Annotated in this window: 1 protein-coding gene; it reads left to right on the forward strand. The window is 56.8% G+C overall.

Annotation, left to right across the window (positions count from 1 at the left end):
* Window positions 1–118: 118 nt before the first annotated feature.
* Window positions 119–1,206 (forward strand): IS3 family transposase gene (locus tag FOY53_RS22555; RefSeq protein ID WP_146592527.1). Its coding sequence is split into 2 segments (ribosomal slippage): window positions 119–380 and window positions 380–1,206, totalling 1,089 coding nucleotides; the frame shifts between segments, so codons are not numbered across the junction.
* Window positions 1,207–1,434 lie beyond the last annotated feature (228 nt).

Here is a 1,434-nt window from a genome sequence, read left to right on the forward strand (position 1 = left end):
TGACTTCTTCATATTCCATCTCCAATGCTTGGGACGGATCCTACTCAAAAGTGGAGGAGTTTTAAGGTCTCAGGTCAGGACGTAGAATTTTCTCGGCAAGATATCTGAGGAGATTCTGATGAAGATGACGAGATTTAACGAACCCCAGATCCTTGCGATCCTGCGCCAGGCTGAAGGCGGTGTGCCAGTGGCCGAGCTTTGCCGTGAGCATGGCATGAGCACGGCGTCCTTCTATAAATGGCGCGCGAAGTATGGCGGCATGGATGCGTCGATGATCAGCCAGATGAAGAGCCTGGAGGATGAGAACAGGCGATTGAAGCGCATGTTTGCGGACCTGAGCATGCAGGCCGATCTGCTGAAGGAAGCCCTTGGAAAAAAGTGACAGGGCCATCTCATCGTCGCGAGATGGCCGCCAAGGCCGTAAACCATCGAGGGGTCAGCATCGCACTCGCCTGTCGGGCGTTCGGGGTGAGCGAGACGTGCTATCGCTACAGTCCGTTGCTCAGCGATGAGAACGAGCTGATCGCTGACCTGCTGGTCGGCCTGACCGACGACCGCAAGACGTGGGGCTTCGGGCTGTGCTTTCTGCATCTGCGCAACGTGAAGGGCCATCCGTGGAACCATAAACGTGTCTATCGCATCTACTGCGAGCTGGAACTTAACCTGCGGATCAAGCCCCGCAAGCGGTTGAAGCGGGACAAACCTGATGCGCTGGCAGTCCCGGACGCGCCAAATGTGACCTGGTCGATGGATTTCATGGCGGATCGGCTGGGGGATGGCCGCGCGTTCCGGCTTTTGAACGTGCTGGACGACTTCAACCGGGAAGGTCTGGGGATCGAGGTGGATTTTTCCCTGCCGGCAGAGCGGGTCATCCGCAGCCTGAACAACATCATCGAATGGCGCGGCAAGCCCAGCACCATACGGGTCGACAACGGCCCCGAATACATCAGTCATGCGCTGCTGGAATGGGCTGAGAAACAAGGCATCGTCCTGGCGCACATCCAGCCGGGCCAGCCGCAACAGAACGCCTGCATCGAGCGCTACAATCGCACGGTCCGGCATGAATGGCTGGACCAATACATCATAAACAGCATCGAGGAGGCCCAGCACTTCGCCACGCAGTGGCTCTGGACTTACAACAACGACCGTCCGAACATGGGCATCGGTGGCATCACGCCCGCAATGAAACTGAAAATGGCCGCATAAGTTCTACGGCGGCACCCCGTCAAAAACGGGAGGATTACCACTTGGTGGCAACGTCAGACTCGCCAAATGTTGACCTATTGTTGACCTGGAATTTGGACAGCAAAAAGCCCCGCGGAAGACGGGGCGTAATGCATTGTGGTTATTGGTATTTTTGGTTGCGGGAGTAGGATTTGAACCTACGACCTTCAGGTTATGAGCCTGACGAGCTACCGGGCTGCTCCATCCCGC

This window comes from Puniceibacterium confluentis (assembly GCF_007923445.1).
Taxonomy (GTDB): Bacteria; Pseudomonadota; Alphaproteobacteria; order Rhodobacterales; family Rhodobacteraceae; genus Puniceibacterium; species Puniceibacterium confluentis.